This is a genomic window from Lentzea jiangxiensis (genome assembly GCF_900104175.1).
Classification (GTDB): Bacteria; Actinomycetota; Actinomycetes; order Mycobacteriales; family Pseudonocardiaceae; genus Lentzea; species Lentzea jiangxiensis.
In genome coordinates this window covers 260,808-283,257 of the sequence record NZ_FNIX01000005.1, presented here as the reverse complement: position 1 = coordinate 283,257, position 22,450 = coordinate 260,808, and the positions used below count along the sequence as shown (strand labels likewise).

The 22,450-nt window shown below is 70.6% G+C and carries 20 protein-coding genes; 7 read left to right on the top strand and 13 right to left on the bottom strand.

Features of this window, described 5'->3' with window-relative positions; translation table 11 throughout:
* Positions 1–6: 6 nt before the first annotated feature.
* A complete protein-coding gene (locus tag BLQ91_RS18090) occupies positions 7–564 on the top strand; it encodes a cysteine hydrolase family protein (protein WP_090098030.1) in 558 nt (185 codons plus the stop codon).
* 58 nt (positions 565–622) lie between these two features.
* On the opposite strand, the gene BLQ91_RS18085 is transcribed toward BLQ91_RS18090, so the two are convergent.
* From BLQ91_RS18085 to BLQ91_RS18075, 3 genes are all read right to left on the bottom strand, one after another.
* Complete coding sequence (locus BLQ91_RS18085) at positions 623–1,963, bottom strand: NlpC/P60 family protein (protein WP_245733596.1); 1,341 nt, start codon at positions 1,961–1,963, stop codon at positions 623–625.
* A 133-nt stretch (positions 1,964–2,096) separates the two neighbouring features.
* Positions 2,097–3,611: a class I adenylate-forming enzyme family protein gene (locus BLQ91_RS18080; RefSeq protein WP_090098029.1), complete on the bottom strand. Its 1,515-nt coding sequence runs from the start codon at positions 3,609–3,611 to the stop codon at positions 2,097–2,099.
* A 10-nt stretch (positions 3,612–3,621) separates the two neighbouring features.
* Positions 3,622–4,431, bottom strand: a complete 810-nt coding sequence (locus tag BLQ91_RS18075; protein WP_090098028.1) for an SIR2 family NAD-dependent protein deacylase — start codon at positions 4,429–4,431, stop codon at positions 3,622–3,624.
* Positions 4,432–4,448: 17 nt separating this feature from the next.
* On the opposite strand from BLQ91_RS18075, the gene BLQ91_RS18070 reads away from it, so the two are divergent.
* The 3 genes from BLQ91_RS18070 to BLQ91_RS18060 all read left to right on the top strand — a co-directional run bounded on the left by BLQ91_RS18070 (position 4,449) and on the right by BLQ91_RS18060 (position 7,781).
* Complete coding sequence (locus tag BLQ91_RS18070) at positions 4,449–4,901, top strand: hypothetical protein (protein ID WP_143022700.1); 453 nt, start codon at positions 4,449–4,451, stop codon at positions 4,899–4,901.
* Positions 4,898–6,394: a hypothetical protein gene (locus BLQ91_RS18065; RefSeq protein WP_090098026.1), complete on the top strand. Its 1,497-nt coding sequence runs from the start codon at positions 4,898–4,900 to the stop codon at positions 6,392–6,394. The genes BLQ91_RS18070 and BLQ91_RS18065 overlap by 4 nt, the downstream gene beginning before the upstream one ends.
* 85 nt (positions 6,395–6,479) lie before the next feature.
* Positions 6,480–7,781, top strand: a complete 1,302-nt coding sequence (locus BLQ91_RS18060; protein ID WP_090098025.1) for an FAD-dependent monooxygenase — start codon at positions 6,480–6,482, stop codon at positions 7,779–7,781.
* On the opposite strand, the gene BLQ91_RS43360 is transcribed toward BLQ91_RS18060, so the two are convergent.
* The 3 genes from BLQ91_RS43360 to BLQ91_RS18050 are packed head-to-tail and all read right to left on the bottom strand — an operon-like array spanning position 7,701 to position 11,937.
* Positions 7,701–10,598, bottom strand: coding sequence for an ATP-binding protein (locus BLQ91_RS43360; protein WP_176959806.1), 2,898 nt, complete (start codon positions 10,596–10,598; stop codon positions 7,701–7,703). The two genes, BLQ91_RS18060 and BLQ91_RS43360, sit on opposite strands and share 81 nt — an antisense overlap.
* Entirely contained in the window at positions 10,598–11,176 is a 579-nt protein-coding gene (locus BLQ91_RS40340; RefSeq protein WP_176959805.1) for a hypothetical protein, read from the bottom strand. The genes BLQ91_RS43360 and BLQ91_RS40340 overlap by 1 nt, the downstream gene beginning before the upstream one ends.
* 50 nt (positions 11,177–11,226) lie before the next feature.
* Positions 11,227–11,937 (bottom strand): ATP-binding cassette domain-containing protein, encoded by a 711-nt coding sequence (locus BLQ91_RS18050; RefSeq protein ID WP_090098023.1) that lies wholly within the window; start codon positions 11,935–11,937, stop codon positions 11,227–11,229.
* A gap of 203 nt (positions 11,938–12,140) precedes the next feature.
* Here BLQ91_RS18050 and acnA point away from each other — a divergent pair, with 203 nt between their 5' ends.
* From acnA to BLQ91_RS18035, 3 genes are all read left to right on the top strand, one after another.
* Complete coding sequence (gene acnA / locus BLQ91_RS18045) at positions 12,141–14,987, top strand: aconitate hydratase (protein ID WP_245733589.1); 2,847 nt, start codon at positions 12,141–12,143, stop codon at positions 14,985–14,987.
* A 178-nt stretch (positions 14,988–15,165) separates the two neighbouring features.
* A complete protein-coding gene (locus tag BLQ91_RS18040) occupies positions 15,166–16,875 on the top strand; it encodes a VWA domain-containing protein (protein ID WP_143022698.1) in 1,710 nt (569 codons plus the stop codon).
* 137 nt (positions 16,876–17,012) lie between these two features.
* Entirely contained in the window at positions 17,013–17,438 is a 426-nt protein-coding gene (locus BLQ91_RS18035) for a DUF1761 domain-containing protein (RefSeq protein ID WP_176959804.1), read from the top strand.
* On the opposite strand, the gene BLQ91_RS18030 is transcribed toward BLQ91_RS18035, so the two are convergent.
* From BLQ91_RS18030 to BLQ91_RS18000, 7 genes are read right to left on the bottom strand one after another with little or no spacing between them, the layout of a single operon-like run.
* Entirely contained in the window at positions 17,435–17,875 is a 441-nt protein-coding gene (locus BLQ91_RS18030) for a PH domain-containing protein (RefSeq protein WP_425412497.1), read from the bottom strand. The genes BLQ91_RS18035 and BLQ91_RS18030 overlap by 4 nt on opposite strands.
* Positions 17,872–18,369, bottom strand: coding sequence for a 6,7-dimethyl-8-ribityllumazine synthase (gene ribH, locus BLQ91_RS18025; RefSeq protein WP_090098018.1), 498 nt, complete (start codon positions 18,367–18,369; stop codon positions 17,872–17,874). The genes BLQ91_RS18030 and ribH overlap by 4 nt, the downstream gene beginning before the upstream one ends.
* Positions 18,366–19,628 (bottom strand): bifunctional 3,4-dihydroxy-2-butanone-4-phosphate synthase/GTP cyclohydrolase II, encoded by a 1,263-nt coding sequence (locus tag BLQ91_RS18020; RefSeq protein ID WP_090098017.1) that lies wholly within the window; start codon positions 19,626–19,628, stop codon positions 18,366–18,368. The genes ribH and BLQ91_RS18020 overlap by 4 nt, the downstream gene beginning before the upstream one ends.
* On the bottom strand, positions 19,625–20,245 hold the full coding sequence (locus tag BLQ91_RS18015; protein ID WP_090098016.1) for a riboflavin synthase: 621 nt from the start codon (positions 20,243–20,245) through the stop codon (positions 19,625–19,627). Before BLQ91_RS18015 ends, BLQ91_RS18020 begins: the two co-directional genes overlap by 4 nt.
* Positions 20,246–20,253: 8 nt before the next feature.
* The gene (ribD, locus tag BLQ91_RS18010; protein WP_090098226.1) at positions 20,254–21,237 is read right to left on the bottom strand and encodes a bifunctional diaminohydroxyphosphoribosylaminopyrimidine deaminase/5-amino-6-(5-phosphoribosylamino)uracil reductase RibD; all 984 of its coding nucleotides are present in this window, start codon (positions 21,235–21,237) and stop codon (positions 20,254–20,256) included.
* A 14-nt stretch (positions 21,238–21,251) separates the two neighbouring features.
* Complete coding sequence (gene rpe, locus BLQ91_RS18005; RefSeq protein ID WP_090098225.1) at positions 21,252–21,902, bottom strand: ribulose-phosphate 3-epimerase; 651 nt, start codon at positions 21,900–21,902, stop codon at positions 21,252–21,254.
* A 26-nt stretch (positions 21,903–21,928) separates the two neighbouring features.
* Entirely contained in the window at positions 21,929–22,429 is a 501-nt protein-coding gene (locus BLQ91_RS18000) for a flavoprotein (RefSeq protein ID WP_090098015.1), read from the bottom strand.
* Positions 22,430–22,450: the final 21 nt, after the last annotated feature.

Sequence of the window (22,450 nt, the reverse complement as noted above, 5' to 3'; positions counted from 1 at the left end):
GGCCGCGTGACGACCCTGGCGAACCGCCCCAGCACCGCGTTGCTCGTGATCGACGTGCAGAACGGCGTGGTCGACCACGCCCACAACCGCGACGAGGTGGTGGCCAACGTCGCCGCGCTCGTCGACAAGGCGCGCGCGGCCGGCGTCGACGTGGTGTGGGTGCAGCACAGCAACGCCGAGCACATGCCGAAGGAGTCCGACGGCTGGCAGTTCGTGCCGGAGTTGAAGCCCGCCGAGGGCGAACCGGTGGTGCACAAGGCGTACGCCGACTCGTTCGAGGCGACCGACCTCGAAGAGGTGTTGGCGCACAAGGGGATCGGCAGCCTCGTGGTGTCCGGCGCGCAGACCGACGAATGCATCCGCTCGACGCTGCACGGCGCCATCGTCCGCGGCTACGACGCCCTGCTGGTGAGCGACGCGCACACGACCGAGGACCTGTCCGAGTGGGGCGCTCCCACCCCGGACAAGGTCATCGCCCACACGAACCTCTACTGGGAGAACCACACCGCACCGGGCCGCACGGCCGGCGTGGTCAAGACCGAGGACGCGTTCAAGCCCGCGTGACGAGGTGCCCGCTCGGCAGGTAGTCGCTCGACGCGGAGCGACATCACCCACGACGAGATCACAACAAGCGAGTGACGTACGGCATGATGCCGCCGTACCGCACCGGGGAGATCCGCACGACCGCACCGGAGTGCGGCGCCTCGACCATCATCCCGCCGCCCAGGTACAGCGCCACGTGCGTGCCGCCGCCGGGACCCCAGAAGATCATGTCCCCCGGCGCCATCTGCGACAGCGGCACCTTGCGGCCGGAGTTGTACTGGTAACCGCTGTAGTGCGGCAGGTACACGCCGACGCCCGCGAACGCGTACATCATCAGGCCGGAGCAGTCGAAGCCGATCTTGCGGTAGTCGCCGAACGAGTCGGCCACGCCGCCGTCGCGCACGCCGTACGTCGGACCGTTGTAGTTGCCGCCGCCCCACGCGTAGATGACACCGCGCTGGGACAACGCCCGGTTGATCACGGTCTGCACGCGGTTGCCGGACGGGGCTGGGGCCGACGCCACCGGGCGGCGCTTCGGCGGGGCCTGAGGTGCGACCTGAGGTGCGACCTGAGGCGCGGCCTGGGGAGCGGCGGCGGCAGCGGCTACGGCACGACGGGCGTTCTCCTCGTCCTCGCGCTTCTTCGCCGCAACCCACTGGTCGTACTGCCGGCGTTGCGCTTCGAGGCCGTTGACCTCGCCTCGCGCTGCGGCGAGCTCCTGCTCGACGGCGTCCCTGTCGGCCTGCAACGCGGCGGTGGCCGACGCCTGGGCGGTGTGCGCGTCCACGGCGACCTGCTGTGCCTGGTCGGCGACCTTCCTGGCCTCGTCGGCGGCCGCCTGCTTCGACTCGGCCTTCTGCAGCGCGGCGCGCGCGGCGGAGTCGAGGTTCGCGGCCGTGCCCTGGTCGCGGGTCACCTGGTCCAGGCGGTTCAGGCTGGACGCCGACACCGCCTCGAGCATCTGGGCGCGGGCCAGCAGGTCCTCCGGCGACTTCGCCCCGATGTAGGCGGAGAAGGACCCGACGGTGCTGCCCTGCGCGTACGAGGCGGCGGCGAACTCGTCGAGCGCGCGGCGGCTGTCCTCGACGGCCTTGGACGCGGCGTCGGCCTGCACGCGCGCGGCCGTGGCCTGGCGGCGGGCCGCCTCGGCCTCGGCGATCGCCGTCTCCAGGTCGACGCGGGCCTTGTTGGCGAGCTCGCGCTTGTACGAGACGTCGTCGTACAGCTCCTGCAGCCGCGACTCGGCCTGCGTGAGCCGGCCGGTCAACTCACCCACGCGGGCGGCCTTCGCGTCCGCCTCCGCCCGGGACGCCGAGATCGCCGAGTCGCTCGGGTTCGGCGGAGGCGGGGGAACGGCGACGGCCGTCCCCGTGAGGACGGCCGTCATCAACACCACCACGGCGGGGAGTCGTGTCAACACAGGGCATCACCTCCGACCGAATTAGACCAATCAGACCCACCGTGCGCATCTGGAACTCACGCACCGTCAACCACACGTGTCACAGCGGAGCACGATGGGTGGTCCTTTTGGGACGATCGGAGCCCCGTGTGGACTAGTTGACGAGCCGGTCCCTGCCGGCCCAGTACGGCTCCCGCAGCTTGAACTTCTGGATCTTGCCGGTCGCCGTCCGCGGGATCGCGTCGCGGAACTCGATCGAGGTCGGCGCCTTGTACCCGGCGAGCCGCTCCTTGCAGTGCCCGATCAGCTCCGCCTCGGTCGCCTCGCCCGACAGCACGACGAGCGCCTTGATCGTTTCACCCCACTTCTCGTGGGGCACCCCGATGACCGCGACCTCGGCGACGGCCGGGTGTGAGAACAGGCAGTCCTCGACCTCGATCGACGAGACGTTCTCGCCGCCGGTGATGATCACGTCCTTCTTGCGGTCCGAGATCGTCAGGTAACCCTCGTCGTCGAAGTGGCCGCCGTCGCCGGTGTGGAACCAGCCGTCCTCGAGCGCGTCCGCGGTGGACTCCGGGTTGTCCCAGTAGCCCTCCATCACCACGTTGGACCGCGCGAGCACCTCGCCGGTGCCGGAGATCCGCAGCTGCGCGCCGAGTGCCGGGGCGCCCGCCCGCGACTGCTTCTTCGCCTTCTCCTCGCCGGTGGGGCCCGGCTGGGCGCGGTTGAACGTCAGCAGCGGTGCCGTCTCGGTCAGGCCGTAGATCTGCAGGAACTCCCACCCGAGCTCCTCGGTCACGCGCTGGATCGTGCGCGAGGGCGGCGGCGCGCCGGCGCAGACGATCCGCACCTGGTCACGGCCGGGGATCTCACCCTCCCACTCCTGGGCGGCGTCCAGCACGGAGTTCCACACGGCCGGTGCGCCGCACATGAGCGTGACGCCGTGGTCGCGCACACGGCGCAGGATCTCGGCGCCGTCGACCTTGCGCAGGACCACCTGCGGCACGCCGAGGCCCGCGAGACCGAACGGCATGCCCCAGCCGTTGCAGTGGAACATCGGCAGCACGTGCATGTAGACGTCGCCCTCCCACGCACGGGTGTGCATGGCGAACGTGACCGCGTTCAGCCAGATGTTGCGGTGCGTCAGCTGCACGCCCTTGGGCCGCGCGGTGGTGCCCGACGTGTAGTTGATCGTGGCCGTCGCGTCCTCCGAAGGCGCGCTCCACGGCCGTGGCTCCACATCGAACCGAAGCAGCGCCTCGGACTCCTCGCCGAGCGTGAACCGGTGCCGCGCCACGACGTCGTCCAGCTGCAGTTCGGGGTCGACGAACAACGCCGACGCGCCGCTGTGCTCGACGATGTACTTCACCTCGTCGGGCCGCAGGCGGAAGTTCACCGGCACGCAGACGCGCCCGCTGCCGGGCAGCGCGTGCAACAGCTCCAGCATCCGCGCGGAGTTGTGGCTGACGACCGCGACGCGTTCGCCCTCGCCCACGCCCAGCGCGTCGAACCCGGCCTGCCACGCCCGCACGCGGGTCGCCATCTCCGCGTACGTCGTCGTCGGGACCGGCTTGGCCGGTTGGTCCGGCTCGTCGACGGTCGCCGTGGTCGCCGCGAACGCGAACGACGCCCGGTCCAGGAAGTCCGTGGTGATCAGCGGTACGCGCATGGAGCCGACACTACGACCAGGTGCTCGGATCTCCCCAGGACGAGAAGCTGCCTCCCCCGGATGGAGGAACGGCGCTGAGGTCGGGGAGCACCTCGCTGACGGACTCGTGCAGCACAACGGCCGCCACGGAGTCGCAGGGTGTCGGTTCGGCGTTGCAGATGATGACCTGCGCACCCGCTTTGGCCGCCAGCGGCACGAGGCCCGCGGCGGGCTGCACCTGCAACGACGTTCCCGCCACCAGCAGCACGTCGCAGTCGAGGGCGGCGAGGCGGGCGCGGCGCAGCACCTCGGCGTCGAGCTCCTGTCCGAACGAGATCGTGGCGGACTTGAGGACTCCCCGGCAGCGCGGGCAGTCCGGCTCCGCTTCGCCCTCGGCGACGCGCCGCAACGCCTCGCGCATCGACCCCGTGGCACCGCAGCCCAGGCACACGGTGGCGTGCAGCGTGCCGTGCAGCTCCAGGACCCGGTGCGGATCGGAACCGGCCTTCTGGTGCAGGCCGTCGATGTTCTGCGTGACCACCGTGCGCAGCCGGCCGGACCGCTCCAGTTCCACCAGGGCCTTGTGCGCCGCGTTCGGCTTCGCGGTCCACACGGGACTCTCGAGCCGGGCGCGCCAGGTGAGCCTGCGCAGCTCGGGGTCCGCCAGGTACGCGTCGAGCGTCGCCCCGAGCCCGGCGTCGGCGTCGCGCGCCCACAGGCCGTCGGGCCCGCGGAAGTCCGGGATGCCCGAATCCGTGGAGACCCCGGCTCCCGTCAGCACCGTGATCCGGTGGGCGGACGCGACCAGCGCCCGTGCCGCTGCGCACGCCTGGGAGGCCATCGGTTCACACTATCCGGGTGCGCAGCGTTGTGGGAGCCGCCGTCGCGGCAGTGGGCTTGGTCACCTCCATCGCCGGGACCTTCTTGCCCTGGCTGAAATCCGGATCGACCACGAGGGACAGTTACCAGGTGCTCTCGCTCCGTGATCTCGCCGGGTTGGACGGGGTGGCAGGAGGCGTCGTCACGTCGATCTGGGTGGGTCTGACCCCGTTGGCGATGATCGCCGCCGCCTTGTACGTGGTCCGATTTCCACGAATCGCCGCGTGCGTCGCCCTTCTTTTTGGCACGATCAGCGGAACCGTGGCCCTAGTAGCCACAGTCCAAGGGGATAGCAAGGGCGCGTTGGTCGGGATCAGCATCTCCGGTCCGATCACCACTCTTGCCGGTGCCGTACTGACGATCGTGGGGGCGATCACGGTGCTCACCTCGACCAGGCGCAGCGCAGTGAGAACTCCAGGAGGGAACCCGTGAGCTACCCAGGTGGTGGCGGTGGCCAGTGGCAGCCGCAGAACAACCCGTACGGGCAGCAGCCCCAGCAGGGCGGCTACCCGCAGCAGCCGCAGCAGCCGCAGCAGGGTGGCTACCAGCAGGGCGGCTACCCGCAGCAGGGTGGTCACCCGCAGACCGGGCCGCAGGGCTTCCCGCAGCAGGGCTACCCGCAGACGGGTCCCCAGGGCTTCCCGCAGCAGGGCTTCGAGCAGCAGCCGTACGGCTACGCGCCGATGGGCGGCGAGCCGCCGAAGAAGAAGCGCACCGGCCTGGTCGTCACGGCCGTCGTGGCCGTGCTGCTGCTGATCGGCGGCGGCGTCACGTTCTTCGCGCTCAAGAAGGCCGACCCGGGCTCGAACGCCGGTCAGGACACCCCGGCGATCGCCGCGAAGAACCTGATCGAGCAGCTCGGCAGCGGTGACGTCGTCGGCATCATGGCCTCGCTGGCGCCCGCGGAGGCGGCGCTGTCGAAGGACTACATGGAGTCGATGACCAAGGAGATGAAGCGCCTCGAGATCCTGAAGCCCGAGGCCGACCCGAACAAGCTCTCCGGCGTCGAGTTCAAGAGCGAGAACATCAAGTTCGACGAGGCCGCCGCCGAGAAGATCAACGACCACCTCACCATCAACAAGCTGGTCGAGGGCAAGATCACGATCACCTCGGACGCCTCGAAGATCCCGCTCACCGACAAGCTCGTCGACGCGCTGGGTGACGAGATCAACCTGACCTCGTCGAAGTCCGAGACCGTCGACATCACCGCCGAGGTGAAGAAGCGCGGCACCCCGATCGGCATCGCGTCGATCAAGGTCGGCGACAAGTGGTACCCGAGCGCCTTCTACACGATCGCCAACGCGATCCTGGAGGAGGAGAAGCAGAAGTGGCCGCAGTCCGGTTTCACGGCCGAGGGCGCGGGCTCCGCGGAGGACGCGGCGAAGCAGCTCGTCAACGCCGCTCTGGACGGCGACCTGAAGAAGGTCATCACGCTGCTGCCGCCGGACGAGGCCGGTGTGCTGCACGACCTGGGCCCGCTGCTGCTCGAGGAAGCCGGCGCGACGAAGCCGACCGGCGCCAAGCTGGAAGCCCTGGAGACCGACGTCAAGGACGTCACCGGCGGCAAGCAGGTGACGGTCAAGAAGCTGTCGATCACGGCCGAGGGCGAGACGGTCACCATCACGCGTGAGGGCGACTGCTACGCGGCCGAGGTGCCGCGCCAGGGCACGCAGAAGCTCTGCGCGGACGAGATCACGCAGCTGCTGGAGCAGCAGGGCGGCAAGAAGATCCCCGCCGAGGCCGTCGAGGTCATCGGCCGGGTCGCCGGGTCCGTGATGAAGTCCGGTGTCGGCGTCGTCGCCACCGAGGTGGACGGCAAGTGGTACGTGAGCCCGATCCGCTCCTACTACGAGCTGGCGCTGACGCTGTTCCGCGGCTTCGAGCCCAAGGACGTCGACGCGCTCATCGAGCTGATGAAGAAGTAAGTTCCCGCAGGTCAACCCACGGCCCTGGCACCCGCGGCAGCGCGGTGGCAGGGCCGTGGCAGTGCGTGGGCGGAGTGTCCTCGTCATGGACATCCACGTTCTGATCACCGGAGCCGGCCCGACCGGCCTCACCCTCGCCCTCGACCTGCACCGCCGCGGGGTGCCGTTCCGCATCGTCGACGCCGCGCCCGCGCCGTTCGCCGGCTCGCGCGGCAAGGGCCTGCAGCCGCGCAGCATGGAGGTCCTCCACGACCTGGGCGTCATCGAGCCCGTGCTGGCCTCCGGGCGGCTCGACCTGAAGATGCGCGCCTACCGGGGCCGCGAGGTCGTGCGTGAGTGGGACGTGCACGAGGGCCGCCACCCCACGGTCGAACGCCCCTACGCGCGCACGATGCTCATCCCGCAGTTCCGCGTCGAGCAGGTGCTTCGCGAGGCGTTCCCGCAGCCGGTCGAGTACGGCAAGCCGCTGACGTCGTTCACCCAGGACGACTCCGGAGTCACCGCCGTGGTCGGCGGGGAGACCGTGCGCGCGAAGTACCTCGTCGGGTGCGATGGCGGCAAATCGTTCGTGCGCAAGCAACTCGGCGTCTCGTTCGTCGGCGAGACGCACGAGGACCAACGCATGCTCATCGGTGACCTCCGGATCTCCGGTCTCGACCGCGACCACTGGCACCAGTGGGGCGGCGGCACCGACCGGTGGCTCGCGCTGTGCCCGTTGCCCGGCACGGACCTCTTCCAGTTCCAGGCGAACGGCGACGGCGACCCGTCGCCGGAGCTCTACCGCGAGATCATCCGCGACCGCACCGGCCGCGACGACCTCGTCGTGCACGACGCGACGTGGACATCGTTGTACCGCACCAACATCCGCATGGTCGACCGGTTCCGGGTGGGCCGCGTGTTCCTCGCGGGCGACGCCGCGCACGTGCACTCCCCGGCCGGTGCGCAGGGCATGAACACCGGCATCCAGGACGCCTACAACCTCGGCTGGAAGCTCGCGATGGAGACGCTGCTCGACACCTACGAGGCCGAGCGCAAGCCCGTCGCGGAGTGGCTGCTGGGCATGACGACCGCGCTGATGATGTCCGGCCAGGCGTTCGAGCGCCGCGGTGACGAGACGCTGCAGCTCTCGCTCTCCTACCGCACCACCGACGGTGAGGGCCTGCAGCCGGGCGACCGCATGCCGGACGGGATCACCGACCAGGGCCGGATCTTCGACCTGCTGCGCGGGCCCGACTTCGTGACGCTCGACTTCCCCGGCGGCCCGGTCCTGGTGCGCCCCGACGGCTACGTGGCCGCGATCGGCCGCTCAGCCGTCGACGCCTACTTCGGCGCGAACCCGGTCACGCAGCTGCACCACCGCCGGATCGCTGCTCGGACCGCCGCGTAGCCGTTGCGCCTCGTCCAGGGCGTTGCCCGCACCGCGCGGGTCGCCCTGGGCGAGCAGCCAGTCCGCGTGCCACTCGAGGACCGACGCCCGCGCCGGCCCGTCCGCGCTCCGCCCGACGGCGTCGAGCGCCCGTTGGTGCTCCCGCCCCGCCGCCTCGAGGTCACCGAGCCGCGTCAGCGCCAGCCCGAGTCCGGCGTGGACGGTCGCCTTGAACTGGTCGGCCATCGAGCCCGCCGTGGTGGCCAGCGCCTGCCGGTAGAGCCGGACGGCCTCCTGGAAGTCGCCGCCGAAGAACGCGATCTCGCCGTGCGCCTGCGCGATCCGCCCCCGGTCGAGCTCGAACCGCGCGGCCGGCACCCGCCCGAGGTCGTCGCGCGCCCCGTCGAGGTCCCCGATCCTGATCTTCAGCCGGGCCGCCTGCACCAGCACCGACATCGGCACGAGCACGTTCTCCGACTCGCCCAGCTCCTCCACCACCCGCCGAGCCTCCGACACCGCCCGGACCCCCTCGGCGAACGCGCCGCGGTTGATCAGCACCATGACCAGGCACGACAACCCGAACACCACGGCCCACCGATCCCCGACGCCCCGGAACCCCTCCAAGGCTCGCCGGTACTGCGCCTCCGCCTCCGGAGCCGCCCCCTCGCTGAACTCCCCGGCCACCACCCCGCGCACCAGCGCCGAGAACGCCCGCATCCACGCGTCCTCCGACCGCTCCAGCCTGTCGGCCAGCAGGACGAGCTGATCGCCGAGCTCCGCCTGCCCCCACACCCGACCGCTGGTGAGCATCAACGCGCACAGAGCGGTCGGCACGTCCTCCCGCCACAACCGCTCCACCGCACCGACGACCTCCGCCGTGCCGAGCGCCGCCAGCACCTCGGCCAACGGATCGCCGGGAACCCGCGACGCCCAGCGGCGCACCTCCTCCACCCGCTTGGTCATCACCAGCCAGTGCCAGGTGCGCGCGGCCAGCATCCGCCGCGCGACTCCCTGGTCGTGCTCCACCGCCCAGGCCATCGCCGCGTCGAGGTTGGCCCGTTCCGCCTCGAAGACCTGCAGCGCCTCCAACTGCCGCGGCCCCCGCAGCAACGGTTCGTTCTGCTCGGCCAGGGTCGTGTAGTACTCGGCGTGCTTCGCTTGGTCGGCTTGTCCCTGTTCCAGGGCGTACTCGCGCACGGTCTCCATCAGCCGGTAGCGCTCGCCGGCGCGGACGACCAAGGACTTCTCGACGAGCGCCGCCAGCAGGTCCTCGGTGTCCCAGAGGTCGCCTTCCTGCCCGTCGTCCACACCGTCGTGCGCCGGATCGCCTGGCGGAAGCACGGCCTGCGTGTGGCGCGCACTCCGGTGGGTCGCGTCAGAACCCGCGGGCGCGGGTTCCTGGTCTTGTCGGGGGTCCTGAGCACGTTGAGACGCAGGGGTTCCCGAGAAGGGGGTACCCCTGCGCAAGCCTGCCCCGCACACCTCGTGCACGGCCGAGCCGCCGGCTCCGCCGACGAACACCGCCAGCCGCGCCAGCAACAGCCGCTCGGAGTCGTCCAGCAGCTCCCAGCTCCAGTCGACCACCGCCCGCAACGTCCGGTGCCGCGCCGGCCCCGTCCGCGCGCCGCGGTCGAGCAACCGCAGGCGGCTGTCCACACGCGACTCCAGCTGCGCGAGCGACAACGACCGGGCGCGCGCCGCCGCGAGCTCCAGCGCGAGCGGGATGCCGTCCAGCGCGGCGCACACCCGCCGCACCACGTCGAGGTCCAGCGCCGCGCCGACCCGTGCCGAGAACAGCCGCACGGCGTGGTCGAGGTCCAGCGGCGCCACCGGGCGCACGACCTCGCCGGGAATGCCCAGCGGCTCCCGCGACGTGGCCAGCACCCGCACGTCCGGCGCTTCCGCCAGCAGGCGAGCACACAGAGCCGCCGCGGAGTCCACGACGTGCTCGCAGTTGTCCAGCACCACGAGCGACGACCCGAGCCGCGAGAACAACGGTGCCGCCAGGGGGTTCGGCCCCAGGGCGGCGTCCAGCGCCGCCAGCGGGTCCGCCGCCGAGTCCAGCTCGACGAACCACGCCTGCGGTTCCGTCGCGGCGTGCGTCAGCGCGAGCCGCGTCTTGCCCACGCCGCCGAACCCGGTCAGCGTCACCAACCGGTTGCCGCGCAACAACCTCGCCAGCGCCGTCAGGTCCGCGTCCCGCCCGATGAATGACCCCACCGGCGCCGGCAGGTTCCCGCGCACCGAACGCTCGCGCAGCACCGCGAGGTGAGCGGCCGCCAGCGCCTCACCGGGGTCCACGCCCAGTTCGTCGGCCAGCGCCGAACGAACGCGCGCGAACACCGCCAGCGCGTCCGACCGCCTCCCGGCGGCGTTCAACGCCAGCATCAGCCGCGCCTGCATGTCCTCCCGCAGCGGGTGCGCCGCCGCCAGGGCCTCCAGCCCGGCGAGGTCGTCGCGCAGCAACGCCAGCCGCACGGCCTCCTCGGCCGCGAAAGGCGCGTCCTCGAACGCCGCACCGCGCCACAGCGCCGCGTCGCGCGTCCGGCAGAACTCCTCGACGTCGGTCGAGGCCTCCAGCCGGTACCCCGACGCGTGCGACGAGATCACCGCGGCGCCGAGCGTCCGCCGCAGCCGCGACACCAGCGACTGCAACGCCGCGTGACCGTCCACCGGCGGCTCGTCCGGCCACAGGTCGGCGACCAGCCGGTCCGGCGCGACGACCTGGCCCGGTTGCGCCGCCAGCCGGATCAGCAACCAGCGCAGCCGCCTGCCGCGCACCTCGACGGGCACGCCACCGGACAGCACCTGCAACGGCCCGAGCACGTTGACCCGCATCAGGCCCGCCGCACTCCGACCAGCACCGCCGCCGCCACCAGCACGGCACCGGCGACACCGGCCCACAGCAAGGACAGCGACACCTCGTTGTGGCCCAACGCGTCCAGCACCCATCCGAGCGGGGTCACCCGCCCCAGCGGGTACGTCAGCACCACCACCGAGAACACCGCCAGCACGGTGCGCCCGGTGGAGTCGAACACCGGGCGGGCGAACATCAGGCCCACCCCGACGCCGAGCAGCGCACACCCAGTATGCGCGCCGAGTCCGACAAAGAACTGACCCGCCGTGTACGGGTGCGGGTTCGTCACGACCGGCCACACCGCCGCGAGCAGCGCCATGGCCACCGCGAACAGCACCGAGACCAGCGCCGCGGCCGTCAGCACGCGCGACCACCCGCCGGCGGTCACCACGGTGATCTCACGCCGCACCACGTCCTCGGACGTCGCCACCACGACCGCCATCCAGGCCGCGACCGGGTACAGCAACGCCGACGACCCCGAGTAGGCCTCCAGCGGCTCCCCCGCGTCGCCGCCGAACAACATCCCCATCACACCGAGGAACACCAGCAGAGGCGCCAAATACCGTTGTCCCCGAAGGACATCGGCCGCGAGGTACCGCACCAGGGAGATCACCGCACGCTCCGCACCGAGCACCCGAGCCGCAACGCCTCCGCCAGCACGTGGTCGCTGCGGTCCGGCGCCACCTCCACCCGCACCGACGAGCCACGCGTCTGCACGGACCGCACGCCTTCCAACGCCTCCAACGCGTCGAGCGCCGGCACCCGGCTCAGCTCGATCATCACGTGCCCGCCGGAGAGGTCGAGCCGTGTGGCCGGAGCGAGATGGCCCTCGTGATCGGACACCAGCGCCGTCCGCCCCTCCAGCAAGGACACCAGCTCGTCGGCCGCCGCCGGGTCGAGCCCGGTCCACGGCTCGTCGAGCACGAGCACGTCCGAGGCGAGGAACGCCTGCGCCAGCGCGACCTTCTGCGCGTTGCCCTTGGACAGCTCCGACATCGGCGCCGTCATCGAGCCGACGAACCCCAGCCGCTCCAGCACGTCACCGGCGACAGCCCCGCGCACCCGTCCCAGGTGGGCCAGGTAGGACGAAGCGGACATCCTCACGTCCGAGGGGAACCGCTCGGGAACGTAGCCGACCGAAGCCGGCCGCACGACCCGTCCGGACGTCGGCTTCAGGATCCCGGCGGCGATCCTGAGCAACGTCGACTTCCCGGTGCCGTTCGCGCCGGTCAGCACGGTCAGGCCGGACACCTCGAGCGTCAGGTCGCGCAGCACCCACGGCCCGCGCCCGTACCGCTTGGAGACTTGGTCGAGGAGCACCTCGCCAAGATAGCCACGCACGCTCTCGAACGGCGTGAAGTCGGTGAGCCCGGTGCACGGGGCGTGACTTAGGGCAACCTGGGTTGAACCGGCTTACAGGACAAGCGTACTGTTTGGGGTGGAGGGGCAGGGGTCGACCTGGTGAGGAAGACTCCCCCCGTACCCCGAACTGACCACCGCGCTGTCACCAGATGGAGTTGCACGTGACTCAGCCAGCTACGCCCTCGCCTGCCGGCGATGGAGGCAACAGCCTGGACAGCTTCGGCGCCCGCGGCACGCTCAACGTCGGCGACGCCTCGTACGAGGTGTTCCGGCTGAGCGCCGTGGACGGCGCCGAGCGTCTGCCGTTCAGCCTGAAGATCCTGCTGGAGAACCTGCTGCGGACCGAGGACGGCGCGAACATCACCGCCGACCACGTGCGCGCTCTCGCCAACTGGGACCCCAGCGCCGAGCCCGACACCGAGATCCAGTTCACGCCCGCGCGCGTCGTGATGCAGGACTTCACCGGTGTGCCCTGCGTCGTCGACCTCGCCACCATGCGCGAGGCCGTCACCCAGCTCGGCGGCGACGCCGAGAAGGTGAACCCGCTCGCGCCCGCCGAGCTCGTGATCGACCACTCGGTCATCGCCGACGTCTTCGGCCGCCCGGACGCGTTCGAGCTGAACGTCGACCTGGAGTACGAGCGCAACCGCGAGCGCTACCAGTTCCTGCGCTGGGGCCAGACGGCGTTCGACGAGTTCAAGGTCGTCCCGCCCGGCACCGGCATCGTCCACCAGGTCAACATCGAGTACCTGGCCCGCGTCGTCATGGTCCGTGGCGGCCAGGCGTACCCGGACACCCTGGTCGGCACCGACTCGCACACCACGATGGTCAACGGCATCGGCGTGCTGGGCTGGGGCGTCGGCGGCATCGAGGCCGAGGCCGCGATGCTCGGCCAGCCGGTCTCCATGCTGATCCCGCGCGTCGTGGGCTTCAAGCTCTCCGGTGAGCTGCCCGCCGGCGCCACCGCGACCGACCTCGTGCTCACGATCACCGAGATGCTGCGCAAGCAGGGCGTCGTCGGCAAGTTCGTCGAGTTCTACGGCGAGGGCGTCGGCGCCGTGCCGCTCGCGAACCGCGCCACCATCGGCAACATGTCGCCGGAGTTCGGCTCCACGGTCGGCATCTTCCCGATCGACGGCGAGACCATCGACTACCTGCGCCTGACCGGCCGGTCCGAGGAGCAGATCGCGCTCGTCGAGGCCTATGCCAAGGAGCAGGGCCTCTGGCACGACCCGTCCCGCGAGGCCGTGTACTCCGAGACGATGGAGCTCGACCTGGCGACGGTCGTCCCGTCCATCGCCGGCCCGAAGCGCCCGCAGGACCGCATCGAGCTGACCTCCGCCAAGGAGGCGTTCCGCCAGGCCCTGGGTGCCTACGTCGCGCACACCGACTCCCCGGAGCTCTCCGGCGTGGACGAGGCCGTCGACGAGACGTTCCCGGCCAGCGACCCGGTCGCCGTCGGAGAGGGCGAGAACGGCTCCGGCACGCCGAAGGTGGTCCACACCGCCGCCGAGGGCGCCACCGGCCGCGTCTCGAACCCGGTCAAGGTCACCGTCGACGGCAACGAGTTCGAGCTGGACCACGGCGCCGTCGCGATCGCCGCGATCACGTCGTGCACCAACACCTCGAACCCGTCCGTGATGCTCGGCGCGGCCCTTCTCGCGAAGAAGGCCGTCGAGCGCGGTCTCGAGCGCAAGCCGTGGGTCAAGACGACCCTGGCGCCGGGCTCGAAGGTCGTCATGGACTACTACGAGCGCGCCGGCCTCATGCCGTACCTGGAGAAGCTCGGCTTCCACCTGGTCGGCTACGGCTGCACCACCTGCATCGGCAACTCGGGCCCGCTGCAGGACGAGATCTCGGCGGGCGTGCAGGAAGGCGACCTCGCGGTCGTCTCGGTGCTGTCCGGCAACCGCAACTTCGAGGGCCGGATCAACCCGGACATCAAGATGAACTACCTCGCGTCGCCGCCGCTCGTCGTGGCGTACGCGCTGGCCGGTTCGATGGACAAGGACATCACCACCGAGCCGCTCGGCACGGACACCGAGGGCAAGCCGGTGTACCTCTCCGAGATCTGGCCGTCGCCGGCCGAGATCGCCGAGGTCATCTCGACCTCGATCTCCGCGGAGGGCTTCACCAAGGGCTACACGAACGTCTTCTCCGGTGACGAGCGCTGGCAGTCGCTGCCCACGCCGACCGGCAACACGTTCGAGTGGGACGCCGAGTCCACCTACGTGCGCAAGCCCCCGTACTTCGAGGGCATGGAGATGGAGCCGAAGCCGGTCACCGACATCGCGGGCGCCCGCGTCCTCGCGCTGCTGGGCGACTCGGTCACCACGGACCACATCTCCCCCGCCGGTTCGATCAAGGCCGACTCGCCCGCGGGCAAGTACCTGACCGAGCACGGCGTGGAGCGCAAGGACTTCAACTCCTACGGCTCCCGCCGCGGCAACCACGAGGTGATGATCCGCGGCACGTTCGCGAACATCCGCCTGCGCAACCTCCTGCTCGACGACGTCCAGGGCGGCTTCACCCGCAACTTCCTGGAGACCGACGCCCCGCAGACGACGATCTACGACGCGTCGGTCGCCTACGCGGAGGCCGGTGTCCCGCTGGTCGTGCTGGCGGGCAAGGAGTACGGCTCCGGTTCGTCGCGCGACTGGGCGGCCAAGGGCACCTCGCTGCTCGGCGTCCGCGCCGTCATCGCCGAGTCCTACGAGCGCATCCACCGCTCGAACCTGATCGGCATGGGCGTGCTGCCGCTGCAGTTCCCGCAGGGCGACAGCGCGTCGTCGCTGGGCCTCGACGGCACCGAGACGTTCGACTTCACCGGTGTCACGGAGCTCAACAACGGCACCACGCCGTCGACGGTGCACGTCGTCGCCACCAAGGCGGACGGCTCGAAGGTCGAGTTCGACGCGGTCGTCCGCATCGACACGCCCGGTGAGGCCGACTACTACCGCAACGGCGGCATCATGCAGTACGTGCTGCGCAAGATGGTCCGCAGCTAATATCTGATCAATGCGAAAAGGCCCGTCCGGACACGTTCCGGGCGGGCCTTTTCGTCACAGTTCAATAAAGTCGGCTAACACTTTTCGCTGCTACGCCCGGGTGAACTTCATCGCCATCCGGTTTAGTCGGACTTAGCCTCTTCTGACCCACCCGAACTGGGCCAGGAGGAGCATTCCCATGGAAGTCAGAAAATTCGGACGAAGAGCCGGGATCACCGTGGCGGCGCTGGTCGCGACCATGACCGTCCCGTTCGCCGGCCAGGCCGGCGCCGCCGCGGACGGCACCGTGACCGGTGACAAGTCGTTGGGCGTCACCGACATCCAGTGCGGCGGCAGCGTTCCGGTGACGGTCACGCTGAACGCCGAGACCGGCATCGCGGGCAATCCAGCGGACATCGAGCTCGTGCTCGACCGGTCGGGCAGCATGCAGGGCCAGCCGATCGTCGATTTGAAAGCCGCGGCGAAATCTTTTGTCGACATCATCGACCAGGCGACCGACGGTTCTCTGAACGGCGTGATCGCCAACGGTTCCCGCGTGGGCGTGACGAGTTTCGCGACCAGCGCCTCGGTCGACGTCGGCCTGACCGGTGACGCCGCGGCGGTGAAATCGGCCATCGACTCGCTGGTGGCAGTCGGTCAGACGAACCACTCCGACGCCATCTCGACCGGCCAGGCCCAGCTTGCGGGCTCCGTACCGGGCAACGCCAAAAAGATGATCATCATCACGGATGGTCAGACGACCGAAGGCGTGGACGCCAGTCCCGCCGCCGCGGCCGCCCGCGCCGCCGGTACCGAGATCTTCGGCATCGGACTGCGCGTGACCGACTTCCAGGCCGAGATCAAGGACTGGACGACCGACCCCGACGACGGCGTGCACTACTTCTTCGCGCCCGACTCCGCCCAGCTGCAGCAGATCTTCGCGAACATCGGCGCGGCGATCGTCGTGCCGGCGGCGACGAACGTGAAGGTGGTCGACACCGTCGGCGCCGCGTTCTCGGTGAGCGGCGCCGCGGCCTCCAAGGGCACCGTCTCCCAGAACGGCAACAATCTCACCTGGACGATCGGCGAGCTGCGCACGGAGAGCGCCACGCTGACGTTCACCGCGACGCACCTGCCTGCCGCCGGCGGTGGCGCGCTCGCCGTGAACCCAGGCGTCGTCTACAGCGACACCGAGGGACATACCGTCACGTTCCCGAACCCGACGGTGAAGGTGCACGGCTGCGCGGCCCACATCGACGTCGAGCCCGAGCACGCGGTGAACGAGCTGGGCACGCCCGGCCAGACCCACACCGTCACCGCCAAGGTCACCGACGACTTCGGTGACCCGGTGTCCGGCACCGGCGTCACGTTCGGCGTGCTGTCGGGCCCGAACACCGGTGCGGCGGGCAACGGCACGACGGCCGCCAACGGTCTGACGGACTTCACCTATCCCGGAACGCAGGGGCTCGCGGGACTCGGCACCGACACGATCCGCGGCTGCTTCACGCACGGCAACGGGACCGCGGTGTGCGACGACGTCACGAAGGACTGGGTGGACACCACCCCGCCGGTCGTGACGTGCACCCCGACGAACAACCCCGGCGGTGGCACCGTTCCGCCGCCGACCAACGAGGACGGGTTCTACCTGCTGAGCGCGACAGACGCCGTCGACCCGAACCCGCAGATCTACGTCCGCGACACGGCGAGCGCCGCGGTGTTCGGCGGTTTCCTCAGCGGCACCAAGATCAAGCTGGTGCAGGCGCCGGGAGCGACGCCGACGCAGAAGCCCGGCACCGGTGACATCGACTGGAAGATCACGCTCCGGGGTGACGCCCTGGTGAGCGCGAAGGACGCGTCCGGCAACGAGTCGGCGCCCCTGCGCTGCAACGTCCCGCCACCGCCGAAGTGACGTGACGGCGTGGACCGCTCGTTCTCCGGCGGGCGAGCGGTCCATTCGTCGCGGTGATGCCGGAACCCGGACCACCGGTAACAGCTCACCACCACCCCGCGATGCCAAGTCACCCTGATCCACCGCGGGAGACCCACATGAGCTTGACCGTGCTCGGCGACCTGAACTGGTTGGCCGTCATCGTGGCCACGATCGCCTACTTCGCGCTGGGCACGGTCTGGTACGCCGACCACGCCTTCGGCAGGGCCTGGGAGCGGGCGTCCGGCTGGGACCTCAACAAGCCCGAGAAGACGAGTCCCGTCGTCTACCTGGTGCCCCTGGCCACGTGTTTCGTCCTCACGCTCGTCACCGCGATGATCGGCGCCGCCTCGGACACCGACACCGTCATGGAAGGTCTCCTGCTGGGGCTCGTGATCGGTGTCGGCATCGCGTCGCCGGTCAGGTTCGTGACGGGCGCCTACGACATGACGAAGCCCGCCCCGATCACCTTCGCGGCCATCGGAGCGGGCTATCACGTCGTCGGACTCACGCTCGCGGGCGCGATCCTCGGTCAGTGGACCTAGATGCGTGCTGCCTTGTGCAGCTCACGCAACGCGCGCACGGACGACACGGCGTACTCGCGGTCCACGGCCTGCACGGCCATCACCGAGATGTACTCGTCGTCCGGCAGTTCCAGCCGGGCCCACGCGGCACCGTCCGGGAAGCTGACCGACAGCACGTCGTTCCAGTCGAAGTGGTGCGACGTCACGACGTTGCGCACGTCGATCCCCGTGGCGTCGGCGGTGACGCGCGGACGCGTCAGCAGCAGCACGCCGCCCGCCAGCAGGACGCCCAGCACGATCATCGCGACCTGGTCGGACGTCCGGAAGATCACGCCGGTCGGCGTGTTGCCCAGCAGGAGGCCCACCACGGTGAACACCACGACGAGACCGATCGCGCACGCCCACGCGACGCGGCGGATCTTCTTGGGGCGCAGGACGATTCGTTCCGCGGTCATCATTCGAAACCCCGCTCCGTCCACGGCTGGCGCAGGCCGCGCAGCACCAGTGCGGTGTCGATCGCGGCGACGGTCGCCTCGTAGCCCTTGTCCTCCACCGAGTCCGGCAGGCCGGCACGGGCCAGCGCCTGCTCCTCGGTGTCGGTGGTCAGCACGCCGTTGCCCACGGGCGTCGACTCGTCGAGGGCGACGCGCGTGAGGCCGTCGGTCACCGAGTCGCACACGTACTCGAAGTGCGGGGTGCCACCGCGGATGACCACGCCCAGCGCGACCACGGCGTCGTGGTGGCGCGCCAGTTCCTGCACCACGACGGGGAGCTCGATCGCCCCCGCCACGCGCACGACGGTCGTGTCGACGCAGCCCGCGTCCTCGGCGGCCTTGAGGGCGCGCTCGACGAGCTGATCGGTGATCTTGGTGTGCCAGCGCGTCGCCGCGATCGCGACGCTCAGGCCCCTGCCGTCGAGCTTCGTCTGCTCTGGACGGCCCTCGCCGCTCATTCCTGGTCCTCCGTTGCGGAAACGACGGCCTCGTACTGCTCCAGCTGGTTCAGCTCGTGGCCCATCCTGTCGCGCTTGGTGCGCAGGTACCGCAGGTTCTCCGGGTTCGGGGAGATCGGCAGCGGCACCCGGTCCAGCACGCGCAGACCGTATCCGGCCTCCAGGCCGACGCGCTTGGCCGGGTTGTTCGTCAGCAGCCGCATGGACTTGATGCCGAGCTCCACGAGGATCTGCGCGCCCGTGCCGTAGTCGCGCGCGTCGGCCGGCAGGCCCTGCACGAGGTTCGCGTCCACGGTGTCCGCGCCCTCGTCCTGCAGCTGGTAGGCCTGCAGCTTGTGCATCAGGCCGATGCCGCGGCCCTCGTGGCCGCGCATGTAGAGCACGACACCGCGTCCTTGCGCCGCGACGGCTTCCAGCGCCGCGTCGAGCTGCGGACCGCAGTCGCACCTCAACGACCCGAGCACGTCACCGGTGAGGCACTCGGAGTGCACGCGCACCAGCACGTCCTCGCCGTCGCCGATCTCGCCGTACACCATCGCGACGTGCTCGATGCCGTCGAGCACGCTGTCGTAGCCGTACGCGGTGAACACGCCGTGCGCGGTCGGGATGCGGGCCTCGGCGGCGCGCACGACCTGGGTCTCGACGCGGCGGCGGTACGCGATGAGGTCGGCGATCGTGACCAGCGCGAGGTCGTGGTCCGCGGCGAAGACCTCGAGCTCGTCGCGGCGGGCCATGTCCTCCTCGACCTTCTGCGACACGATCTCGCAGAGCACGCCGGCGGGCGCCAGGCCCGCGAGACGCGCCAGGTCGACGGAGGCCTCGGTGTGGCCGGGCCGGCGCAGCACGCCGCCGTCCTTGGCGCGGAGCGGGACGACGTGACCGGGCCGGTTGAAGTCGGTGGCCTTCGCGGTCGGGTCGGCCAGCAACCGGATCGTGCGCGCGCGGTCCGCGGCCGAGATGCCGGTGCTGACGCCCTCGCGCGCGTCCACCGTGACCGTGTACGCGGTGCCGCGCTGGTCCTGGTTCGTGTGGTACATCGGCGGCAGGTCGAGGCGGTCGCAGTCGGAGTCCGTCAGCGCCACGCAGACGTACCCGGACGTGTAGCGGACCATGAACGCGAGCAGCTCCGGCGTCGCCTTCTCGGCGGCGAAGATGAGGTCGCCCTCGTTCTCGCGGTCCTCGTCGTCGACGACGACCACGGGCCGTCCGGCGGCGATGTCGGAGATCGCGCGCTCGATCTCGGCGAAGTCGGTGCTCATTGGGCCTCCTCGCCCGCGATGGCCCGCAGGTGCGGGATCGCCAGTCGTTCAACGTACTTCGCCAGCACGTCGACCTCCAGGTTCACCAGGTCGCCGGGCAGCCGGTGCCCGAGCGTGGTGAGTTCGAGGGTCGTCGGGATGAGGCTCACGGTGAACTCGTCCTCGCTGACGGTCACGACCGTCAGCGAGACCCCGTCGACCGTGATGGAGCCCTTCTCGACGACGTAGCGGGCGAGGGTCGGCGGGAGTCCGATGTGGACGATCTCCCAGTGCTCGGCCTTCTCGCGCGCGAGGATGGTGCCCGTGCCGTCGACGTGACCCTGCACGATGTGGCCGCCGAGGCGCTGGCCGACCGCGGCCGCGCGCTCCAGGTTGACCTTGTCGCCCCGGGCGACCTTCGCGAGGCTGCTGCGCGTGAGGGTCTCGCGCATCACGTCCGCGGTGAAGGTGCCGTCCGCGACCTCCACGACGGTGAGGCAGACGCCGTTCACCGCGATGGAGTCGCCGTGCTTCGCGTCGCTGGTCACGATCGGCCCGGCGATGCGGACCCGTGCCGCGTCGGGCAGGTCCTCCGTCGCGACGACCTGGCCGAGTTCCTCGACGATCCCGGTGAACACCGCTCCTCCTAAGTTCGCGGAACCGCGCTGATCCGCAAGTCCGGTCCGCTCATGGTGACGTCTTCCACTGTCAACCGGACAGCGTCCGTGATGGTCGACACGCCCGCGTCCAGCACCGCCGCGGGACCGTCCCCGAGCAGCGCTGGAGCGATGTAGGCGAGCACGCGGTCGACCCTGCCGGCCCGCCAGAACGCACCGGCCAGCGTCGGCCCGCCCTCCAGCAGCACCTCGACGACGCCCCGTCCGGCGAGGGCGGTCAGCACCTCGTCCGGGTCGTGCGTGCGCAGGTGCAGCGCGGTGTGCCGGAGCTTCGCCCCGCCCGGCAGGTCGCTCATGCCCACGACCACGGGCAACGGCTGGCGGGCCAGCGGCATTCCGTCCGCGTCCCTGGCCGTGAGCGCCGGGTCGTCCTTGATGACGGTGTTCGTGCCGACGACGATCGCGTCGAGCTTCGCGCGCAGGTCGTGGACCTCCTTGCGGGAGGTCTCGGAGCTGATCCACCGGCTCGTGCCGTCCCGCGCCGCGATCCGGCCGTCGAGCGAGGCCGCGTACTTCCACGTGACGTGCGGACGGCCCGTGCGCGCGTAGTGCAGCCACGCCCTGAGGGGACCGGTGCTGACTTCGCGTTCCATCACGCCGCTTTCGACCGTGACGCCGGCTTTCCTGAGCACGGACGCTCCGCCCGCCGCCTTCGGGTTCGGGTCGCTGACGGCGTGGACGACGTGCTTGATGCCTGCTTCGAGGAGGGCCTCGGTGCACGGCGGTGTGCGGCCGTAGTGCGAACACGGCTCAAGGGTGACCACGGCCGTGCCGCCCTGTGCTTTCGTGCCCGCTTCCTTGAGCGCCATGACCTCGGCGTGCGCACCACCGGCCGGCCGCGTGCCGCCGAACCCGACCGCCCTGCCGGCGTCGTCGAGGATGACGCACCCGACCGGCGGGTTGGGGCTGGTCGTACCCCTCACCCGCTCGCTCTCCGCGATGGCGAGCGCCATCGCGTCCTCGGGTGTCACCTCGCCCCGGCTGCCTGCGCGCGCAGGGCTTCCACGGCCTTGCCGGGGTCCGCGGCGTCGTACACGGCGGAGCCCGCGACGAAGCAGTCCACCCCGGCCTGCGCGGCCTGCTCGATCGTGTCGGCGTTGATCCCGCCGTCGATCTCCACCAGCAGCTTGAGGTGCCCGGTGTCGACGAGGTGACGCGCCTGGCGCACCTTGTCCAGCACGTCGGCCATGAAGCTCTGGCCGCCGAAGCCCGGCTCGACCGACATGACGAGCAGCGTGTCGTAGTGCTTGAGGACCTCGACGTACGGCTCGAGCGGGGTGCCCGGCTTGATGCTGAGGCCTGCCTTGCTGCCCGCGGCCCTGAGGTTCTTGGCCAGCGCGATCGGGTCGTTCGCCGCCTCGACGTGCACGGTCACGTTGTAGGCGCCCGCCTCGGCGTACCCGATGGCCCAGCGGTCCGGGTCCTCGATCATCAGGTGGCAGTCGATCGGGATGTCGGTGACCTCCAGCAGCGACTTCACCACGGGCAGGCCGAGGGTCAGGTTCGGCACGAAGTGGTTGTCCATGACGTCGACGTGGATCCAGTCCGAGGTGGGCACCGCGGCGAGCTCGTCGGCGAGGCGCGCGAAGTCGGCGGACAGGATGCTGGGGGCGATCATCGGCGTGTGGACCACAACGGTGGAGTCTAGGTGTCCAGCAGGTCGAGCAGCCTGCCGGGAGCCACGTCTGAGACCACGACGACACCTGCACCGGTGAGTGTCGTGACGTGCGTCTCCCACATCGGGTGGCGGCGCTTGTCGGCGTTGGCCTGGGGCATGACGACGACCTTGCAGCCCTCCACGCCGATGGCCTCGTTCAGCGCCGTCAGCGCCTGGTTGTCGCCGATGCCCAGGGCCAGCTTGGCGACCGAGTTCGCGCTGGCGGGGGCGAAGATGAACGCGTCGGGGGTCGGGTAGGGCTTGGGCTGGCTCGGCAGCCGCGGGTTCCAGCGGACCTCCAGGTCGGTGAGCGCCTGGATCCCGGCCAGCTCACCCGCCTCCTCGAACCACGGCACGACCGCCGGGGTGAGCGTGATGGCCAACCGCCACCCCCGTTGCACAGCGGGTTCTGCGAGCTCCGTGCGGAACCACGACTCGACGCCGCCACAACCGGAAGCGACCAATCCGAGCAATCCACGGGTCGTCACCGCTGCGATGTTAGGCGGTCA